Here is an 18,970-nt window from a genome sequence, read left to right as displayed (position 1 = left end):
GGACCGTCGCCGCTGAGCGCCCTGGAGGTCGCCCGTGCCCGAGCCGCGGCGCCGCCGCCCCGCCGTCCTGCTCGGCCGCCTCCCGCTTCCCGAGCGCAAGGCCCTCCTCGACGCCCTGCGCGCGGAGACCGTCGGCGGCGTGCTGCTCCTCGCGGCCGCGGCCGCCGCCCTCATCTGGGCGAACACCGGCCGGCACAGCTACGGGGCCGCCGTCCACCAGCACATCGGCCCCGCCGCGCTCGGCCTGCACCTGTCCTTCGCGCACTGGGCGTCCGACGGCCTGCTCGCCGTCTTCTTCTTCGTCGCCGGCATCGAGCTCAAGCGCGAACTGGTCACGGGCGAGCTGCGCACCCCCTCCGCCGCCGCCCTCCCCGTCGTCGCGGCGCTGTGCGGCATGGCCGTCCCGGCGGGGGTCTACGCGGTGACGGCCGCGGCGGGCGGCGGCTCGCTGCGCGGCTGGGCGGTGCCGACGGCCACCGACATCGCGTTCGCGCTCGGTGTGCTCGCCGTCATCGGCACCGCGCTGCCCGCCGCCCTGCGCGCCTTCCTGCTCACCCTCGCCGTCGTGGACGACCTGTGCGCGATCCTGGTCATCGCGATCTTCTTCACCTCGACCGTCCACGTCGCCGCCCTGGTGGGCGCCGCCGCCTGCCTGGTGCTCTTCTGGCTCCTGCTGCACGCCGGGGTGCGCGGCTGGTACGTGTACGTGCCGCTCGCCCTGGTCACCTGGGCGCTGACGCTCAACAGCGGTATCCACGCGACCGTCGCGGGCGTGGCCATGGGGCTCATGCTGCGCTGCACCCCGCGCCCGGAGAGCACCGTCCCGACCGCGGAAACCGCCACGACCGCGGAACGCGGCACCACCGCGGAACCCGGCACCACCGGCAAACCCGCCACGACCGCGGAATCGGCCGGCCCCTCGCAGGCCGAGCACGTCGAGCACCTGCTGCGGCCGCTGTCTGCGGGGCTCGCGGTGCCGCTCTTCGCGCTGTTCAACGCAGGCGTCGCGGTGTCGGGGACGGCCCTTTCCGGCGTCTTCACCCGGCCGGAGACGCTGGGCGTCGTACTCGGCCTGGTGGTCGGCAAGGCCGCGGGCATCTTCGGCGGCACCTGGGCCGCGGCGCGCTTCACCCGCGCGACCCTCAACCCAGACCTGACCTGGCCGGACGTCTTCGCGCTCGCCGCGCTCGGCGGCATCGGCTTCACCGTCGCGCTGCTGATCGGCGAGCTGGCCTTCACCTCCGACCCCGCGCTCACCGCCGAGACCAAGGCGGCGGTCCTGGTCGGCTCGGCGGTCTCCGCGCTGCTGGCCGCGGTCCTGCTCAAGCTGCGCGACACGACCTACCGGCGGCTGTCGGAGGACGAGGAGCGCGACGAGGACGGCGACGGCGTCCCCGACGTCTACGAGGCGGACGACCCCGCCTACCACCTCAGGATGGCCGGGATCCTGGAGGCGAGAGCCGCCGAGCACCGCAGGCTCGCCCAACTGGCCCGCCGCGACAGCGGACCTGACACGATCTGAGGCATGATCGGGACAGCGGACGGTCGAACCGCCACGGAACGGGCCGCTCGAACAGTGGACGACGCAAAGACGGAGGACGACACGATGAGCGCAGCCCACAACGGTGACAGCCGCAGCGTCGGGCAGCTGTTCGCCGCCGCCACGGCCGAGATGAGCGCCCTGGTGCACGACGAGATCGCGCTGGCCAAGGCGGAATTGCGGGCGGACGCCAAGCGGGTGGCCTTCGGCAGCGCCGCGACGGTCGCCGCGCTGGCCCTCGCGCTCTTCTCCGTGCCGATGCTGAGCCTGGCCGCCGCATGGGGTCTGAAGGCGCTCGGCATCACCACGGGCTGGGCGTTCCTGATCGTGTTCGGCGCCTACGTGCTGCTCGCGCTGATCATCGGCGCGATCGGCTTCCTGCGGTTCAAGGCGGTCAAGAAGCCCGAGCGGTCGATCAACTCGGCGAAGCAGACGGCCGCGGTCCTGCAGAAGGCCAAGCCCCACCCGCGCCCGCTGCCGGACGGCTCGGCGGCGCTGCGCGCCGGCGCCACCGAATCGTCGCGTTCCGGACGCGTCCTGCCCCCCGCCGACGCCCCGGTGGACGCGAAGATGTGACACGCTCTGGTGCATGAACTCCGCCGACCGGCCCGCGAGCCCGCGGACCAAGGGCGGGTCGAGCGCGTCGGTGATCCGGCCGGACGGCCCGTGGACCCACCGCGACGTCGCGGCCAACGGCGCCCGCTTCCACATCGCGGAGGCCGGTGACGGACCGCTCGTCCTGCTCCTGCACGGCTTTCCGCAGTTCTGGTGGACCTGGCGGCACCAGCTCACCGCGCTCGCCGACGCCGGCTTCCGCGCGGTCGCGATGGATCTGCGCGGCGTCGGCGGCAGCGACCGCACCCCGCGCGGCTACGACCCGGGCAACCTCGCCCTCGACGTCACCGGGGTGATCCGCTCGCTCGGCGAGCCGGACGCCGCCGTCGTCGGCCACGACCTGGGCGGCTACCTCGCCTGGACGGCCGCGGCGATGCGGCCCAAGCTCGTCCGCCGGCTCGCGGTCGTCTCGATGCCGCACCCGCGCCGCTGGCGCACCGCGATGCTCACCGACCTGCGGCAGAGCCGCGCCGGGGCGTACATCTGGGGCTTCCAGCGGCCGTGGATCCCCGAGCGGCAGCTCGTCGCGGACGACGCGGCGCTGGTCGGCGAGCTGATCACCGGCTGGTCCGGGCCCTCGCTGCCGGACGAGGAGGCCGTCGGGATCTACCGGCAGGCGATGCAGATCCCCTCCACCGCGCACTGCGCGATCGAGCCCTACCGGTGGATGGTGCGGTCGATGGCCCGGCCGGACGGCATCCAGTTCAACCGCCGGATGAAGCGGCCGGTCAGGGTGCCGACGCTGCATCTGCACGGCTCGCTGGACCCGGCGCTGCGCACCGGCAGCGCGGCGGGCAGCGGCGAGTACGTCGAGGCGCCCTACCGCTGGCGGCTCTTCGACGGGCTCGGGCACTTCCCGCACGAGGAGGACCCGGCGGCCTTCTCCGCCGAGCTGATCAACTGGCTGCGGGACCCCGAGCCGGACCGCTGAGCGGCGGCGGGCACGTCCGGTCGTATCCCGCCCGCATCGGCCCGTGACCGTCCGCGACCGTCCGCATCCGTCTGTGAGCATGACAGGGACGGCGCGCGACACGCCGGGACACGCCGATACGACAATTTCATGGTCATTTGAATTGCCGGACGCATAGGCCAACAGGACCATCAAACGGCGATTACGGACCAACGGAGGCGGGCACGTAGGTCGGTATGGGTTGGACGCACGACTACCGTGATGGGTCACGTACTCGCCGAAGCACCCCCGCCGCCGTCAGCAGTACGGCGCCCATGGACCTCTTCCCGCCGGGCGAGGCCCCGCTGGGGATTCCGCGTATCCTCAGGCGCCGCGCCCGCTGGGTCGGCGCCCGGCTCCGCCATCCGCGGGGCTGACAGCCGTCCGGGCCGGGTGGCGGCGGACGTACGCACCGTCCGCCGCCCCCCGGCCCCTCGTCACAGCGCGCAGCTCTCGCTGTCCACCCGCCGGTCCGCGGTGAGCCCGGCCTTGGCGTCGGGGGCGATCTCGTCGGCGGTCAGCGCGTAGCCGGTGTTCGAGTCGTCCAGCGACTTGGCGAAGACGACGCCCGCGACCTTGCCGTCCGGGGTGAGCAGCGGGCCGCCGGAATTGCCCTGCCGGACGGTCGCGTACAGCGAGTAGACGTCGCGGTGGACGGTGCCGCGGTGGTAGATGTCCGGGCCGTTGGCCGTGATCCGGTCGCGGACGCGCGCCGCCCGCACGTCGAAGCCGCCGTTCTCCGGGAAGCCGGCCACGATCGCGTCGTCGCGCGTGTGCTCGTCGGTGGTGGCGAAGTGCAGCGCGGGCGCGTCCAGCCCCGGCACGTCCAGCACCGCGATGTCACGCTGCCAGTCGTAGAGGACCACCTTCGCGTCGTGCAGCCTGCCCTTGCCGCCGACCTGCACGGTCGGTTCGGAGACGCCGCCGACGACATGCGCGTTCGTCATGACCTTGCCCGGCGCGAAGACAAAGCCGGAGCCCTCCAGCACCTTGCCGCAGCCCGGCGCGGTGCCGACGACCTTGACGATGCTGCGCCGCGCGGTCGCCACCACCGGGTTGTTGACCAGCGCGGGGTCGGGCGCGGGCACCGAGGTGATCGGCTCGGCGCCGAAGGTGCCGAAGACCTGCGGCAGGCCGTTCTGCGCCAGCGTCGTGCTGAAGTTGTCGAACCAGGTGTCGGCCTGCGACGGCATCACCCGCGACACCCCGAGCAGCACCTTCGACGAGCGCACCTCGCGCCCTATCGTCGGCAGCGCCGTGGTGGCCAGCGCACTGCCTATGAGCCAGGCCACCAGCAGCATCGCCAGTACGTTGACCAGCGCGCCGCCGCTCGCGTCGACCGCGCGCGCGGGCGACCAGGTGATCTTCGTACGGAGCTTGTTGCCGAGGTGCGTGGTGAACGCCTGACCCACCGACGCGCACACGATGACGATCGCCACCGCCGTGACGACCGCGACCGAGCCCGGGTCGGCGTCACCGGTCGCCTTGTCCCACAGCAGCGGCAGCAGGTAGATCGCGACGAGGCCGCCGCCGATGAAGCCGACCACCGACATGACGCCGACGACGAAGCCCTGCCGGTAGCCGACCACGGCGAACCAGACAGCGGCGAGGATGAGCAGGAAGTCCAGCGCGTTCACGAGGGACACGGTCTCATGGCGACCTGAGCGCGCGGGAGCGTACGGAGCAGCGGGGCAGCCGGATTCGGCCGGATCCGCGGTGGCTCCGGCCCCGGCCCCGGCCCGGGCGGACCGTCAGCCGAGCGGGACGGTCCGCTCGCGGTCCCAGGGGACCTCCCAGCCCGCGTAGTGCAGGATCTTGTCGATCAGGCCCGCGGTGAATCCCCAGACGAGGGCGTCCTCGACCAGGAAGGCCGGGCCGCGGAAGCCGCTCGGATGGGTGAGCGTCGCACGGTTGGCCGGGTCGGTGAGATCGGCGACGGTGGTGCGGAAGACCCTGGCCGTCTCCGCCGGGTCGACGACGCCGACCGGGCTGGGCTCGCGCCACCAGCCCAGCACCGGGGTGACGACGAAGCTGCTGACGGGGATGTAGAGGCGCGGCAGGACGCCGAAGAGCTGGACGCCGGACGGATCCAGGCCGGTCTCCTCGCGCGCCTCGCGCAGGGCGGCGCGCAGCGGGCCCTCGCCCTCCGGGTCGCCGTCCTCGGGGTCGAGCGCGCCGCCGGGGAAGGACGGCTGGCCGGCGTGCGAGCGCAGGGCGGCGGAGCGCTCGATGAGCAGCAGGTCGGGACCGTGCGGGGCCTCGGGGCTCTCACCGAAGAGGATGAGCACCGCGGACTGCCGCCCGCCCGACGCCGGGGGCAGGAAGCGGCTGAGCTGCTCGGGGCGTATCCGCTCCGCCGCGTCCGCGACCGGGGCGAGCCAGCCGGGCAGGCCCTCCCGGGTGACCGCCACGTCCGCCCCCGCGCCCCGCGCCTGGGTCATGAGGCGGCCAGCGGGGGCGCGGGCTGCCCGGGGTAGTCCGCCGGGGGCTTCAGGCGCTGGCCGGGCGCGCCGCCCTTCTCGTACTTGAGCAGCTTGCGCGCCTTCTCGGGATCCATCTCACCCTCCCCGTACGACGGGCACAGCGGCGCGATGGGGCAGGCGCCGCACGCGGGCTTGCGGGCGTGGCAGATGCGGCGGCCGTGGAAGACGACGCGGTGCGACAGCATCGTCCACTCCGACTTCGGGAAGAGGGCCGCGACGTCCTTCTCGACCTGCTCCGGATCCTCCGACGTCGTCCACCCGAAGCGCCGCGAGAGCCGTCCGAAGTGCGTGTCCACGGTGATGCCGGGCACTCCGAAGGCATTGCCCAGGACGACGTTGGCGGTCTTGCGGCCCACGCCGGGCAGCTTCACCAGATCCTCTATACGGCCGGGCACCTGCCCGCCGAAGTCGTCCCGCAGGGCCGCGGACAGGCCTATCACCGAGCGCGTCTTGGCGCGGAAGAAGCCGGTCGGGCGGAGGATCTCCTCCATCTCCACCGGATCCGCCGCGGCCATCACCTCGGGCGTCGGATACGCCTCGAACAGCGCGGGCGTCGTCTGGTTCACCCGCAGGTCGGTGGTCTGCGCCGACAGCACGGTCGCGATCAGCAGCTGGAAGGGATTCTCGAAATCCAGCTCCGGATGGGCATACGGATAGACCTCGGCCAGTTCGCGGTTGATCCGCCGGGCCTGCCGCACGAGCCCGGTGTGCGTCTGCGCGACCTTCGCCTTCTTCTTGACCGCGCCCGCACCGGCCGCGGCCGGGCTCGTCGCGCCACTCCTCGTCGCCATGCGGCCAGACTACGGGCCACCACCGACACCCGGCGGCGGTACGCGCGCGGGCGGCCGACCCGCCGCCGGGGGTGTTCGCTCAGAGCGGAAAACGGGGTGCGGGCCCACTCGTTCGGCCGCCGAGTGCGGGGCGGGCGGCCCCCAATCGGCCCCCCGGGGCACTCATCCGGCCCCTGATAAGACATCCTTGTGATTGATCGCACTGTTTGATACGTCATGCATCATGGGGACAACCCAGCGATGCCGACAAGGAGATTGCTCGTGGACGACGTTCTGCGCCGTGCCCCGCTTTTTGCGGCGCTCGACGACGAGCAGGCCGCTGAACTGCGCGCCTCCATGACCGAGGTCACGCTCGCGCGTGGCGATTCGCTGTTCCACGAGGGCGACCCCGGGGACCGGCTGTACGTCGTCACCGAGGGCAAGGTGAAGCTGCACCGCACCTCCCCCGACGGCCGCGAGAACATGCTGGCCGTCGTCGGGCCCGGTGAGCTGATCGGTGAGCTGTCGCTCTTCGACCCCGGCCCGCGGACGGCGACCGCCACGGCGCTCACCGAGGTCAAGCTGCTGGGCCTCGGCCACGGCGACCTCCAGCCCTGGCTGAACGTCCGGCCCGAGGTCTCCACCGCGCTGCTGCGCGCGGTCGCGCGCCGGCTGCGGCGGACCAACGACGTCATGTCCGACCTGGTCTTCTCCGACGTCCCCGGGCGTGTCGCGAAGGCCCTGCTCGACCTCTCCCGCCGCTTCGGCGTCCAGTCGGAAGAGGGCATCCACGTCGTGCACGACCTGACGCAGGAAGAGCTGGCCCAGCTCGTGGGCGCGTCCCGCGAGACGGTGAACAAGGCGCTCGCCGACTTCGCCGGCCGCGGGTGGCTCCGCCTGGAGGCCCGCGCGGTCATTCTCCTCGACGTGGAGCGCCTCGCGAAGCGCAGCCGCTGACCGCGGGGGTTGAGGGCGTCCGCGCCGGGGGCCCCTTGCGCTGGGGCGCGCGACCTTCTGCCGGTGGGTGGTTGCGCGCGCAGTTCCTCGCGCCCCTTTCGCTTCGGGGTGCCACTTGCGGTAGGCGTCGCGACCTTCCCGCCGTTGTGGCTGGTCGCGCAGTTCCCCGCGCCCCTGGGTGGTTGCCACCTGGCGTGGCATGGTGCCTTTCCCCCGGTGGGGGCTGAGCGCGCAGTTCCCCGCGCCCCTGGGGTGCTGGCCTGCGCCGCAGAGGCGGGCTCTTACCGCGCGGGGTGAGCGTTTTCAGGGGCGCGGGGAACTGCGCGACAAGCCCACCACCGGCGGACGGTCGCGAACGCCACCGCAGGTGGCAGCCCCGTGCGTGAACGGGGCCCGGGCCGGGAAGGCCCGAGGAGGGCCTACCAGGCGAGTTGGTCGAGTTCGTCGGCGGCAGCCGACAGCGCGGGGTCGATGAGGGCGAAGTGGCCGCGGCCGGGCAGCCACAGCGTGGTGACCTCCTCGCCCGCGGCCGCCGCCGCGTCCGCGTAGGCGCGGCTGACGGCCGGGGGGACCTCGTTGTCAGTGGTGCCGTGCACGATGGTGACGGCGATACCGGTGGGGAGCAGCGCGGCGGGATCGGCGTGCGGGAGCCGGGCGGCGAGGTGGTCGGGGCCGCCGAGCAGCTCGGTCACGGCGTCGGAGCACACGCCCAGCCGGATCGCGGAGGTGAGGTCGGCGATCGGGGCAAGGGCGACGACGCCCCGCAGCGGGGGAGGTGAGCTGGTGTGCCAGCGCGAGTCGGGCGGCAGGACGTGCCGCGCCGCGGCCCACAGCGCGAGGTGGCCGCCCGCGCTGTGCCCGCTGAGCAGGAAGCGCCGCGGGTCCACCGCCTCCGCGCCCAGCGTGCGGACGGCGAGTGCGGGCAGCGCGTCGACGGCGGCGGCGATGTCGTCGAAGGTCTCGGGCCAGCGCCCCGCGACGGGCGGCTGGGGGCTGTCCTGGGCGCCCTGCGGGGGTGCGCCGCGGCGGTATTCCACCGAGGCCACCGCGAAGCCCCGTCCGGCCAGGTGGGCCGCCAGCGGCGAGATGTGGGCGCGGTCGTAGCGGGCCCGCCACGCCCCGCCGTGCAGCAGGGCGACCAGCGGCGCCCCCCGCCCGTCCCCGCGCCCCGGGAGGGGCCGGTAGAAGTCGACGACCTGCTCGGGGTGCTCCCCGTACGCCGCGGTGGCGTCCGGCGGCACGGCGGGATACGCGAAGGCCGCCGCCTCTTCGGCCGCAGCGGCAGCAGCAGCGGCGTCCTGCGGGGCGGCGGGCTTCGCGGGTGCGGGTGCGGGGTCGTGGGGCATCGCTCAGGCCGCCCCGGTTCCGGGGATCACGTCCGCCAGGGTGCGGGCGGCACGCAGGGCGTCGGCGTGGCGGGTGTAGAGCGGGGTGAAGCCGAAGCGCAGGATGTCGGGGCGGCGGAAGTCGCCGACGACGCCGCGCGCGATCAGGTCGCGCATCACCGTGCCCGCCCCCTCGCAGCGCAGCGACACCTGGCTGCCGCGGTCGGCGTGGCCCGCGGGCGTGACGGGCTCGACCAGCCGGGGCGGCAGGAGCGCGGTCACGCAGCCCAGGAAGAAGTCGGTGAGCGTGAGGCTCTTCGCGCGCACCGCGGCGATGTCCACGCCGTCCCAGGCGTCGAGGGCGGCGTCCAGGGCGAGCAGCGAGAGGATCTCGGGGGTGCCGACGCGGCCGCGCGGGGCGCCGTCCGCGGGCTGGTAGCCAGGATCCATGCCGAAGGGGTCGGCGTGCGAGTTCCAGCCGGGCAGCGGCGAGTCGAAGAGCGGCTGGAGGGCGCGCCGGACGTAGAGGTACGCGGGCGCGCCGGGCCCGCCGTTGAGGTATTTGTACGTGCAGCCGACCGCGAGGTCGACCTCCGCGGCGTCGAGGCCGACGGGCAGCGCCCCCGCGCTGTGGCACAGGTCCCAGACGGCCAGGGCGCCCGCCTCGTGCAGCGCGGCGGTGATGCCGGGCAGGTCGTAGAGCCGCCCGGTGCGGTAGTCGACGTGGTTGACCAGCGCCGCCGCCGTCCGCTCGTCGGCCGCGGCGGCGATCTCCGCGGGCGGCACGGCCCGTACGGTGCGGCCGGTGAGCCGGGCGGCGGAGGCGGCGATGTAGCCGTCGGTGGGGAAGGTCGTGGCGTCGACGAGGATCTCGGTCCTGCCGGGCCGCGCCATGCGGATCGCGGCGACCAGCGCCTTGAAGACGTTGACGCTGGTCGAGTCGCCGACGACGATCTGGCCCGCCGCGGCGCCGACGAGGGGCGCGATACGGTCGCCGACCCGCTCGGGGGCGGTCCACCAGCCGCTCTCCTCCCACGAGCGGATGCGCAGCTCGCCCCATTCGCGGGTGACGACGTCGCCGAGCCGCGGGAGCACCCCGTGGGGCAGCGCGCCCAGCGAGTTGCCGTCGAGGTAGACGGTGGAGTCGTCGAGGGCGAAGCGGTCGCGGACGGCGGCCAGCGGGTCCGCCGCGTCCAGCTCGGCGGCGCGCGCGGTCAGGTCGTCGACGGTCGGGTCGTCGGCGGCGGGCGGTGCGGTGGGCTCAGACATGGCTTCGGGCCGTCCACAGCTCGGGGAAGACGTTCTTGGTGGCGCGTTTCTCCAGCCAGGCCACCCCCGCGGAGCCGCCGGTGCCGGTCTTGGCGCCCATCGCGCGCCGGGTCGCCACCAAGTGGTCGTTGCGCCACCGCCACACGTATTCGGCGATGTCGGTGAGGGTCTCGCCGAGCCGGATGAGGTCGGAGTCCTGGTCGGAGGCGGCGTAGACACGCTGCCAGGCGGCCTCGACCTCGGGGTGCCGCTCGTAGGCCACGGTGGGGTCGCGGTCGAGCACGGCGGCGGGGATGCCGTAGCCGCGCCGGTCGAGCAGCCGCAGCGCCTCGTCGTAGAGGCTCGGCTCGGTGAGCGCCTTCTCCAGCTCGCGGTAGGCGCGCGGGGTGCCGCGGTGCGGGACGAGCATGGAGGCGGATTTCTCGCCGAGCAGGAACTCCACCCGGCGGTACATCGCGGACTGGAAGCCGGAGCCCTCGCCGAGCGCGGAGCGGTAGGCGTTGAACTGCCCGGGGGTGAGGTGCGCGATGGGCTTCCAGGAGGCGTTGAGCGACTCCAGCTCGGGCAGGCTGCGGTGCAGCGCCGCCATCGCGGTGGGCAGGTCGTCCTGGCGCAGCGCGCGGGCCGCGGTCGTCCACTCGTGCACCAGCAGGGTGAACCACAGCTCCATGACCTGGGTGGTGACCAGGAAGGCCAGCTCGCCGGGCTCGTCGGACAGGGGGTGCTGCAGATGGGTGAGGACGGACGCCTGGACGTAGTCCTCGTACGGTGTGCTGCCCTCGAACGAGAGGTTCGGGGTCGCCGCCTCGTCGGTCGGATGGTCGGACATGGTGTACCTCCGGGTGCGGGGACCCGGGGTCACCGGGTCACGCCGCGATCATCGGCGGTGTGCGCTGATCCGGCAAGGGCTGGCCCTTCCCGGCGCGCCGCGGTACCGGGGCCCGGGAGCCGGGCGTCCGGGGCCGGCCGTCAGGCGACCGGGGGCCCGGAGAGGTAGTGGCCCTGGGAGTCGTACGGCCACTGGTTCGCCACGCAGCCGTGCAGGCCCTTGATCTGCTGCATCATGACCGGGGCGGGCTTGCCGGGGCCGGGGCAGCCCTCGTGGTGGTGGCCGATGCGGTGGCCGACCTCGTGGTTGATGATCAGCGCGCGGTAGCCGGCTATCGGGCCGTCGAACTCGGGCGAGCCGAGCATCCAGCGCTTGAGGTTCACCACGACGGTGGCGCCGACGTCGCAGTTGACCTCACCGTGGGTGAGCAGCCCGGCGGCGCCGCAGATGCGGTCCACGGTGTCGGGCGTGGCGATCTTGATGACGAAGTCGGCGGGGCCGGAGGAGACCAACTGGAAGCCGTCGTGGCCGTCGGCGGTCCAGCCGCGCGGATCGGCGAGGATGACGGCGATCTCGTGCGCCGCGTCGGTCGCGGACAGCGAGATCCCGCCCTCCACCTCGACCTTGTAGCGGCGGATCGTGCCGTGCCCCGAGGCGCTGCCGCTGGCGTGGGCGACGCTGAAGCTCCCGGTGCCGTGCTTGGGCACCGACGTCGGGGGCGCGCTCGTGGTCGCCGACGCGCTGGGCTTGGTGGCCTTCTTGGATGCCTTGGGGCTCGTCGTCCCCTTCGGCGAGGGGCTGCTGTCGCCGTCGGCCAGGGTGCCGGACACGGGCGGCGTGGTCGTGCCGGTGACGCCGGTGTCGAGCGCCGCACTGCCCTCGGTCGCGCGGGATTTGTGCCACGCGGCGTATCCGGCGGTGGCGCCGAGCACGAGTACGACGGCGAGCGCGAGCGGCCCGGCTATGGAGGCGCGCCGCTTCGCGCGCCGGCGCCCGTGCCGACGCCGCCTGTCCCGTGCTGCCACGACTCCCCCTGCGAACGGGCGGCACCGGGGCCACCGCCGGGCCCCGACCCGGCTCCCTGTGGCGCCACCGTGCTGCCTGCGGACACGCGCTCAAATGTGCGTGCGAACGACAACCAATCGCGCCAACAATCGCACACCGATACGCGTACGGGCCGAGTGCCCCCCATCTGTGGCAGTACCGTCACATTGGCCCACGGCAGGACCGGGAGGGCCGGGCAGACGGTACGGATCGCGTACAGCGCAGGGGGCCGCGCGTACAGCGCGGGGAGCCGGGTGGGAGCGGGGGCCGGGGGCCGGGCCGGGGCCGGGGCGGTCAGCCCAGGATGTCGGCGGCGGTCGGCGAGCTGTCCCGCAGGAAGGCCGAGCAGCGCGCGTACTCCTCCTGCTCGCCGATCGCCTGGGCGGCCCGGGCGAGGGCGTGCAGCGCGCGCAGGAAGCCGCGGTTGGGCTCGTGCTCGAAGGGCACCGGGCCCTGTCCGCGCCAGCCGGCCCGGCGCAGCGCGTCAAGACCGCGGTGGTAGCCGGTACGGGCGTAGGCGTAGGACTCGACGACCCGGCCGCCCTCGAACGCCTCGTCCGCGAGCTGCGCCCAGGCCAGCGAGGAGGCCGGGTATTTCGCCGCTACGTCGGCGGGGGCGGTGCCGGAGGCGAGCAGTTCGCGCGGCTCGGGGTCGTCGGGCAGGTGCGTGGGGGCGGGGCCCCCGAGCAGGTTCTCGTGGATTGCCATGGGTTCCAGTCTGCCCGAGCCGGCATGCGAGGGGACCCCCGGCACTTGCCGGAGGTCCCTCTCCCTCAGGTGTACGCGGGGCGCGTACCGCCGAAGGTCACTTGCGCTTGTTGCCCGCCGACCGCAGGTTCTCGGCGGCGACGACGACGCGCGCGGCCATGCCCGCCTCGGCGGACTTGCCCCACACGCGCGGGTCGTAGGCCTTCTTGTTGCCGACCTCGCCGTCGACCTTCAGCACACCGTCGTAGTTCGCGAACATGTGCCCGGCGACGGGACGGGTGAAGGCGTACTGCAGGTCGGTGTCGATGTTCATCTTCACGACGCCGTACTCCAGCGCCTCGTCGATCTCCTCCTGCGTGGAGCCGGAGCCGCCGTGGAAGACGAAGTCGAAGGCGTTGGCCTTGCCGTACTTCTGCGCGACCGCGTCCTGCAGCTCCTTGAGGATGCCGGGACGCAGCACGACGTTGCCCGGCTTGTAGACGCCGTGCACGTTGCCGAAGGAGGCGGCCAGCAGGTAGCGGCCCTGCTCGCCCAGGCCCACGGCCTCGACGGTGCGGTAGGCGTCGTCGACGGTGGTGTAGAGGCTCTCGTTGATCTCGTGCGAGACGCCGTCCTCCTCACCACCGGTCGGGGTGATCTCCATCTCCAGGATGATCTTGGCCTTGACCGCCTCGGCCAGCAGCTCCTTGGCCAGGGCGAGGTTGTCGTCCAGGGTCTCGGCTGAGCCGTCCCACATGTGCGACTGGAAGAGCGGGTTGCGGCCGGCGGCCACGCGCTCCTGCGAGATGGCCAGCAGCGGGCGGACGTAGCCGTCCAGCTTGTCCTTGGGGCAGTGGTCGGTGTGCAGGGCGACGGTGACCGGGTACTTCTCGGCGACGACGTGCGCGAACTCGGCGAGCGCGACCGCGCCCGTCACCATGTCCTTCTTGTACTGGCCGCCGAGGAACTCCGCACCGCCCGTGGAGATCTGGATGATGCCGTCGCTCTCCGCCTCGGCCAGGCCGCGCAGCGCGGCGTGCAGCGTCTGCGACGACGTGACGTTGATGGCCGGGTAGGCGAACTTCCCCGCCTTCGCCCGGTCGAGCATGTCGTTGTAGACCTCGGGGGTAGCGATGGGCATCGTTTCCGCTCCTCAGATTCCGCGGGGTGGTGGTGCTAGGCGTGGCGACGTCATCGTCGGCCCTATCTTCCCATTCTCGAACGGATACACCACCTCGGTGCAGGGGGCATCCGCCGCGAGCGGCCGGGTGTTTCACGTGAAACACCCCAAGCATGGCGAAACCGCAGGTCACAGCGCTTTCGAGAGATGTACGCAAGCGGGGCCGGGCCGCCGCCGGGCCCTTTACGGGTCGGCGGCGGCCGCCGCTCAGTCCAGTCCGAGGTCGGCCAGCGAATAGACCGCGAGATACGGCAGACCCGCCTCCGTAACCTTCGGCTCGGCGCCGCGGTCCACGATGACCGCGACGGCGACGACCTCGGCGCCCGCCTCGCGCGCCGCCTCGACGGCGGTCAGCGGGGAACCGCCGGTGGTCGAGGTGTCCTCGACCACCAGCACCCGGCGGCCCGCGATGTCCGGGCCCTCGATCCGGCGCTGCATCCCGTGCGCCTTGGTGGCCTTGCGCACCACGAAGGCGTCCAGCCGCTTCCCGCGCGCCGCGGCGGCGTGCAGCATCGCCCCGGCCACCGGGTCCGCGCCGAGGGTGAGCCCGCCGACCGCGTCGTAGTCCAGCTCGGCGGTCAGGTCCAGCATCGCCCGGCCGACCAGCGGCGCGGCCTGGCCGTCCAGCGTGATGCGGCGCAGGTCGATGTAGAAGTCGGCCTCCAGCCCGGAGGAGAGGGTCACCTTGCCGTGCACCACGGCCTTGTCCTGGATCTGCTGCAGCAGTGCACTGCGTACGTCGTCACTCATGCCGACCAGTATCCGGCCCCCGGACCTGGGCCGCCGCACACCGCCCCCCGGGCGCCACCGCGCGGGTCAGCCGATGCGGTGCCAGCTCCAGGTGGTGGTGATCTCCAGCGGTTCGATGGGGGTGACCAGGTGCGGGGTGGTGTTGAGGCCGTTCGGCGGGCCGGACTGCGGCTCGACGCAGACCGCCTCGGGCTGCTCGTCGTAGATCACGACCCACTGCGCCGGGCTCTGCACCTCCAGGCGCAGCTCGCCGGGCCAGTTCAGCGTCACGTCGACGCCGTCGGGCATGCCGAAGCAGTCGTCCCAGGGGCCGGGCCTGGGGGTGATGCGGTTGCCGTTGGGCAGGTGGTTGTCGCCGCGCTCCTCCTGCCAGTCGGCGCGGAAGGCCAGCTCGACGTCCTGGCCGCCCTTGCCGAGGTTGCGGTTCCACCAGGGGTGCCAGCCGGCCTGCGCCGGGAAGGAGTCGCCGCCCGGGGCGACCTCCACGCTCAGCGTGAGCTTCGCCGAGTGCGGGGCCAGCTCCACGGTGTGCGTGACCCGGCCCGGGTAGGGCCACGGGTCGGTCAGCTCGACGTGGTACGAGGCGGTGGTCGCGGTGGCCGGGGCCGCCTCTTCCCACGCGCGGTGGCGCACGGTGCCGTGAATGGCGTGCGGCGGGGCGTCCACCGGAAGCTGGTGGGTGACGCCGCCGTTGCGGAAGATCCCGTTCTCGGTCCGGCCGGCCCACGGCACCATAAGAAAGGCGCCGAATCGCTCGCCCTGGCGCAGGAGTTCCGTCCCGGCGACCTTGAGGGAGGCGATCCGGCAGCCGTTCCCGGGCTCCAAGGTCAGTTCGGCGTCGCCCGCCGTCAGCTTCGTCTCATTCTCCACGTCACGAGCCTAGCGGGCGGGCCCTCTGACGTTCACTTATGGTCCCGCAGCCGGGTGGCGCGGCGCAGCTGACGCCCCGTACGCACGCCTTCCGCGCCCTCGCTCACCCGCGGCGGCGCAGCGCCCGGCTCACCACCACCGCGGACGCGACCAGCGCCGCCGCGACCGGGGCCGCCCAGCGCAGGGTCGCCGCGGCCGAGGGGCTGTCCGGCGCGGGCACGGGCGCGTACCGGCCCCGCGGCGGGGCGTGGTCGACCTCCTCCGCGCTGCGCCCGATCATCGTCCGGCGGGCGTGCGCGGCCTCGGCGGGCGGGACGAGGTCGTCGAGCGCGGCGGCGCTCTCCGGGACCTCCACCTCGACCTCGACGAGGTCGAAGTCCTCCAGCTCGGCGCCCGGCACGGGCTCGCCGTCGTCGTCGACGACATCGGCCTTCGGGTCCGCGTCCACCTCGGCCCCGGGTGCGGCCCCGGGCCCGGCCGCCGCCTCGGGCCCCGGCTCCGGCTCCGCGTCCGGCGCGTGCGCGGCCAGGTCCGTACAGAAACGGTCCAGCAACCGCCGTACGGCCGCCTCCACGAGCGCCGGCTCGTACGTCGTGATCCGCCCCTGCCCCGCCGCCTCGCCCCGCCAGACGACCGTCACCCCGGGCTCGGGCTGCACCGCGGCGACGACGCCCAGCTCGGCGGCCACCGTCACGCCGCCCCCGCCGCGCACCTCCGTACCCGCGGCCGTCAGGGTGAAGCCCGGCCCCGTACCGTCCACCGCGACCGTGCCGCGGTAGGTGATCGTGGACCCGCCCACCCGCAGCCGCAGCCGCCCCGCGGCGGCGCCCGCGGCCCGAGCGTCGCCCTCGCCCGCGGCGGCGTCCGGCTGCCAGCCGGGCAGGCAGGCCGACACCACCTCCGGCGTGCGCAGGGCCTGCACCATGCGCGCCGTGGTCATCCCCGGAACGAACGACTCATGCTCCATGCGGCGGAGCCTACCCACCCAGCCCCGGCGATGACGCTCCCGCGCCCGGCACTTTCGCCCGGCGGGCCGCCCCCCGGTCCGGCGCGCGGGCCGCCACCGTCACCCGTCCTCAGTCCGCCTTCTCCTGCGCCTTCTCCGCGGCCGCGGAAAGCCGCGACGACGTCGCCGTCCCTGGCGTTGGCGCCCCGCGTCAGCCCGTCGGGACGCGCGGGCGCAGCAGGGTCGACGGGGGCAGGGCGCGGCTGGGGCGGGTGGGGAGGGGGGCGCGGGCGGCCTGCCGCAGGGCGCGCGAGGTGAGGGTGGACGGGGTGCGGGGCGGCAGCCGCAGCGCGGGCGGCGCGGTGCGGGCGGCGAGCAGGTAGGCCTGGTCGGCGGCGGCAGCGGTGGCGGCGGGGGTGAGGGCGGTGCCCGGGGCGGCGGCGGGCAGCCAGTACGGCGAGGCGCGCAGCCCCACCGCGGTGACGGTCGCCTCGATCGTCCAGAACGTGTGCGCCGTGCCCGCCGCCGTCCCGGCGCGCACGGCGAGCCGTCCGCCGGGGGCCAGCGCGCGGGCGGCGAGCCCGAAGAACTCCTGCGAGTAGAGCTTGGCGCTGGCCGTCGTCCCCGGGTCCGGGAGGTCGGCGACGATCACGTCGTATGGCGCGGTACGGCCGCGGCGCAGCCAGTCGAAGGGGTCGGCGGTGACGGTGCGCACCCGCGGGTCGGCGAAGGCGTGGCCGTTGGCGCGGCTGAGGCCGGGGTCGGTGCGGGCGAGCCGGAGCAGCTCGGCGTCGGGCTGGACGACGGTGACGCCGCCGACGTCCGGGTAGCGCAGCACCTCGCGCAGGGCCTGGCCGTCGCCGCCGCCGAGCAGCAGCACCCGGGTGCGGGTGCCGTCCATCGCCGGGTGGACCAGGGCCTGGGCGTAGCGGGCGGTGGTGGCGCCGGAGACCCGCAGCCGGCCGTCCAGGTAGAGGCGCAGCGGGTGGCCGGGGGTGTCGCCGCCGGTGAGGACGATCTCCTCGACGCCGGTCTGCTCGGCGACCCGGACGTCCCCGCCGTAGACCTCCCGGCGGGCGGCCCGCTCGAAGGGCCCGGCCACCGCCGCGGCGCCCGCGAGCAGGGCGAGGACCAGGACGTTCGCGAGCAGCAGCCAGCCGCGGGCGCGCCGGGTCAGGTCGCCGCGGAAGAGCCACAGCACGGTCGCGCCGCCCGCCACCGCGTTGACCGCGCCGGTGGCGAGCGCGCCGGTGAGCTGCCCGGCGTGCGGCAGCAGCAGGAAGGGGAAGGCGAGCCCGCCGACGAGCGCGCCCACGTAGTCGGCGGCGAAGAGGTCGGCGACCGCGCCGCCCGCGTCCTGCCGCCGTACCCGCTGCACCAGCGTCATCAGCAGCGGCACCTCGGCCCCGGTGAGCACGCCGATGGCGAAGGCGCAGCCGACTATCGGCAGGGTCGCATGCCCGAACCACGCGAAGAGCGCGTAGAGCACCATCACCGACAGCCCGCCGATCAGGGCGAGTCCGGTCTCGACGGCGGCGAACGCGGCGGCGGCCCGGGCGCGTAACCGTTTTGCCAGCAGCGAGCCGCAGCCCATCGCGAAGACCATCACCGACAGGATCACCGACGCCTGCGTGACCGAGTCGCCCAGCAGGGAGGAGGCGAGCGCCACCAGCTCCAGCTCGTAGACCAGCCCGCAGGCGGCGCACACGAAGACGGCGGCGAGCACCAGCGCCCTCGCCACCCGTGCCGTCACCGGTAACCGGGAGGCGAGGCGCGGGAGTTCGCTGCGGTGGCGCTGGTCGATCATGAGTGCACGCTATGTCAGTGTGGAGCCGTCGCCGGTCACCCACAGGAGTGCAAAACCGGCTGCCGGCGGTGCGGCGGGGGCATCGTTCGGGTCAGGCCAGCGCGTTCACCCGGGTCCTGGTGGTGACCAGCCGCCCCTCCTGCGGGTACGCGTGCCAGGTGCGCCAGCGCACTCCCCCGTCGGCGTACTGCACGAGCATCGCGGTGAACGCGTGCGGATCGCCCGGGAAGGTCCCGGCCAGACCGTGCGGGTGGTCGGCGACCAGCGCGAGCAGTTCCTGGGCGCGGCCGGCGAACGAGCCCTGCGACAGCGTCTCGATACGCGCCGCGAACTCGTAGTCCCAGGCCCCCACCCGGCGGGCGACCCCGAAGGGCAGCGGCGCCTGGCTGCCGGGCATGCAGGCCACGGTCTCCGAGCAGTCGCCGCCGCCCGCGTCCACCAGGACCTGGTGGGAGGCGCCCAGCAGACGTAATTCGACCTTGGCACGCAGCCGGCGGCCGTCCCCGACCTCGACGTTCAGCACGGCGAGCGCGGGTAGCGGGTCTTTGCCCAGACACCAGGCGAGGTCGCCCGCGCGGGTGTCGGTGTAGGAGGTTTGCAAGGTGGTGAGCATGGGTCGGCTCCGCAAGCACGCAGTGGAATGTCATGGGCCGGTCGCGCCCGGCAACGGGGCGGGCGCGCGTCGGCTCGTGCCCACGTGGGGTCCTGGACCCGGCGGCGCGAGGAGCCGGCGAAGCCAGGGAAGGAGTCTGCGCAGCCTCCGGATGGTCCCCGCCGAAGCCCTCGAAATGGGTCCGAGAACTACGGAATCATGAATCACTGGCCACCTTCAGCGTTTTTACCGATCTGTGCGCACTTTCCATCCCTTGGAGCGCCCACGGGGTCACGTGTTCACCCGCTTCCACCTTGACGCCCCCGGTTGCCGGTCCCTACGAGAACGTCCAACCGG

At 74.0% G+C, this 18,970-nt stretch carries 19 protein-coding genes; 5 read left to right on the top strand and 14 right to left on the bottom strand.

The features are described 5' to 3' along the window. The first annotated feature begins 34 nt into the window (after window positions 1-34). The 4 genes from nhaA to ACH4SL_RS31565 all read left to right on the top strand — a co-directional run bounded on the left by nhaA (window position 35) and on the right by ACH4SL_RS31565 (window position 3,481). The gene (gene nhaA / locus ACH4SL_RS31580) at window positions 35-1,522 is read left to right on the top strand and encodes a Na+/H+ antiporter NhaA (RefSeq protein WP_398451931.1); all 1,488 of its coding nucleotides are present in this window, start codon (window positions 35-37) and stop codon (window positions 1,520-1,522) included. Between the two features lie 84 nt (window positions 1,523-1,606). Then, window positions 1,607-2,116, top strand: a complete 510-nt coding sequence (locus ACH4SL_RS31575; RefSeq protein ID WP_398451929.1) for a phage holin family protein — start codon at window positions 1,607-1,609, stop codon at window positions 2,114-2,116. 13 nt (window positions 2,117-2,129) lie between these two features. Beyond that, on the top strand, window positions 2,130-3,086 hold the full coding sequence (locus ACH4SL_RS31570; RefSeq protein ID WP_398451926.1) for an alpha/beta fold hydrolase: 957 nt from the start codon (window positions 2,130-2,132) through the stop codon (window positions 3,084-3,086). A 215-nt stretch (window positions 3,087-3,301) separates the two neighbouring features. After that, window positions 3,302-3,481, top strand: a complete 180-nt coding sequence (locus ACH4SL_RS31565; protein ID WP_078862470.1) for a hypothetical protein — start codon at window positions 3,302-3,304, stop codon at window positions 3,479-3,481. Window positions 3,482-3,541: 60 nt separating this feature from the next. Here ACH4SL_RS31565 and ACH4SL_RS31560 read toward each other — a convergent pair whose 3' ends face one another. From ACH4SL_RS31560 to nth, 3 genes are all read right to left on the bottom strand, one after another. After that, a complete protein-coding gene (locus tag ACH4SL_RS31560; protein WP_398452034.1) occupies window positions 3,542-4,741 on the bottom strand; it encodes a MarP family serine protease in 1,200 nt (399 codons plus the stop codon). 114 nt (window positions 4,742-4,855) lie between these two features. Further along, entirely contained in the window at window positions 4,856-5,545 is a 690-nt protein-coding gene (locus ACH4SL_RS31555; protein ID WP_398451921.1) for an NUDIX hydrolase, read from the bottom strand. Beyond that, window positions 5,542-6,378, bottom strand: coding sequence for an endonuclease III (nth, locus tag ACH4SL_RS31550; protein WP_398451918.1), 837 nt, complete (start codon window positions 6,376-6,378; stop codon window positions 5,542-5,544). Before nth ends, ACH4SL_RS31555 begins: the two co-directional genes overlap by 4 nt. A gap of 261 nt (window positions 6,379-6,639) precedes the next feature. On the opposite strand from nth, the gene ACH4SL_RS31545 reads away from it, so the two are divergent. After that, window positions 6,640-7,314 carry a Crp/Fnr family transcriptional regulator gene (locus ACH4SL_RS31545; RefSeq protein ID WP_031520125.1) on the top strand — a complete coding sequence of 225 codons (675 nt, stop codon included), beginning with the start codon at window positions 6,640-6,642 and terminating at the stop codon, window positions 7,312-7,314. A 419-nt stretch (window positions 7,315-7,733) separates the two neighbouring features. Here ACH4SL_RS31545 and ACH4SL_RS31540 read toward each other — a convergent pair whose 3' ends face one another. From ACH4SL_RS31540 to ACH4SL_RS31490, 11 genes are all read right to left on the bottom strand, one after another. After that, the gene (locus ACH4SL_RS31540; RefSeq protein WP_398451915.1) at window positions 7,734-8,660 is read right to left on the bottom strand and encodes an alpha/beta hydrolase family protein; all 927 of its coding nucleotides are present in this window, start codon (window positions 8,658-8,660) and stop codon (window positions 7,734-7,736) included. A gap of 3 nt (window positions 8,661-8,663) precedes the next feature. Then, window positions 8,664-9,908, bottom strand: coding sequence for a kynureninase (gene kynU, locus ACH4SL_RS31535; protein WP_398451912.1), 1,245 nt, complete (start codon window positions 9,906-9,908; stop codon window positions 8,664-8,666). Further along, window positions 9,901-10,737, bottom strand: a complete 837-nt coding sequence (locus ACH4SL_RS31530; protein WP_398451909.1) for a tryptophan 2,3-dioxygenase family protein — start codon at window positions 10,735-10,737, stop codon at window positions 9,901-9,903. The genes kynU and ACH4SL_RS31530 overlap by 8 nt, the downstream gene beginning before the upstream one ends. A gap of 140 nt (window positions 10,738-10,877) precedes the next feature. Next, window positions 10,878-11,762 (bottom strand): DUF3152 domain-containing protein, encoded by an 885-nt coding sequence (locus tag ACH4SL_RS31525; RefSeq protein WP_398451906.1) that lies wholly within the window; start codon window positions 11,760-11,762, stop codon window positions 10,878-10,880. A gap of 313 nt (window positions 11,763-12,075) precedes the next feature. Then, window positions 12,076-12,489 (bottom strand): DUF3151 domain-containing protein, encoded by a 414-nt coding sequence (locus tag ACH4SL_RS31520; RefSeq protein ID WP_398451904.1) that lies wholly within the window; start codon window positions 12,487-12,489, stop codon window positions 12,076-12,078. Window positions 12,490-12,586: 97 nt separating this feature from the next. Next, window positions 12,587-13,609: a class II fructose-bisphosphate aldolase gene (gene fbaA / locus ACH4SL_RS31515; RefSeq protein WP_398451901.1), complete on the bottom strand. Its 1,023-nt coding sequence runs from the start codon at window positions 13,607-13,609 to the stop codon at window positions 12,587-12,589. Between the two features lie 246 nt (window positions 13,610-13,855). Further along, entirely contained in the window at window positions 13,856-14,398 is a 543-nt protein-coding gene (gene pyrE / locus ACH4SL_RS31510; protein ID WP_398451898.1) for an orotate phosphoribosyltransferase, read from the bottom strand. Window positions 14,399-14,464: 66 nt separating this feature from the next. Next, complete coding sequence (locus tag ACH4SL_RS31505; protein WP_398451895.1) at window positions 14,465-15,268, bottom strand: aldose 1-epimerase; 804 nt, start codon at window positions 15,266-15,268, stop codon at window positions 14,465-14,467. 103 nt (window positions 15,269-15,371) lie between these two features. Further along, entirely contained in the window at window positions 15,372-16,235 is an 864-nt protein-coding gene (locus ACH4SL_RS31500) for an SRPBCC domain-containing protein (RefSeq protein ID WP_398451893.1), read from the bottom strand. 190 nt (window positions 16,236-16,425) lie between these two features. Next, window positions 16,426-18,021 (bottom strand): polyamine aminopropyltransferase, encoded by a 1,596-nt coding sequence (locus tag ACH4SL_RS31495; protein WP_398451890.1) that lies wholly within the window; start codon window positions 18,019-18,021, stop codon window positions 16,426-16,428. Between the two features lie 91 nt (window positions 18,022-18,112). Beyond that, window positions 18,113-18,634, bottom strand: coding sequence for a DUF2617 family protein (locus ACH4SL_RS31490; RefSeq protein ID WP_031520102.1), 522 nt, complete (start codon window positions 18,632-18,634; stop codon window positions 18,113-18,115). Between the last annotated feature and the right edge of the window lie 336 nt (window positions 18,635-18,970).

This window comes from Streptomyces sp. NPDC021020, from assembly GCF_044333285.1.
Lineage (GTDB): Bacteria > Actinomycetota > Actinomycetes > Streptomycetales > Streptomycetaceae > Actinacidiphila.
The sequence above is the reverse complement of the archived record's forward strand: the minus strand, read 5'-3'. Positions and strand labels throughout refer to the sequence as shown.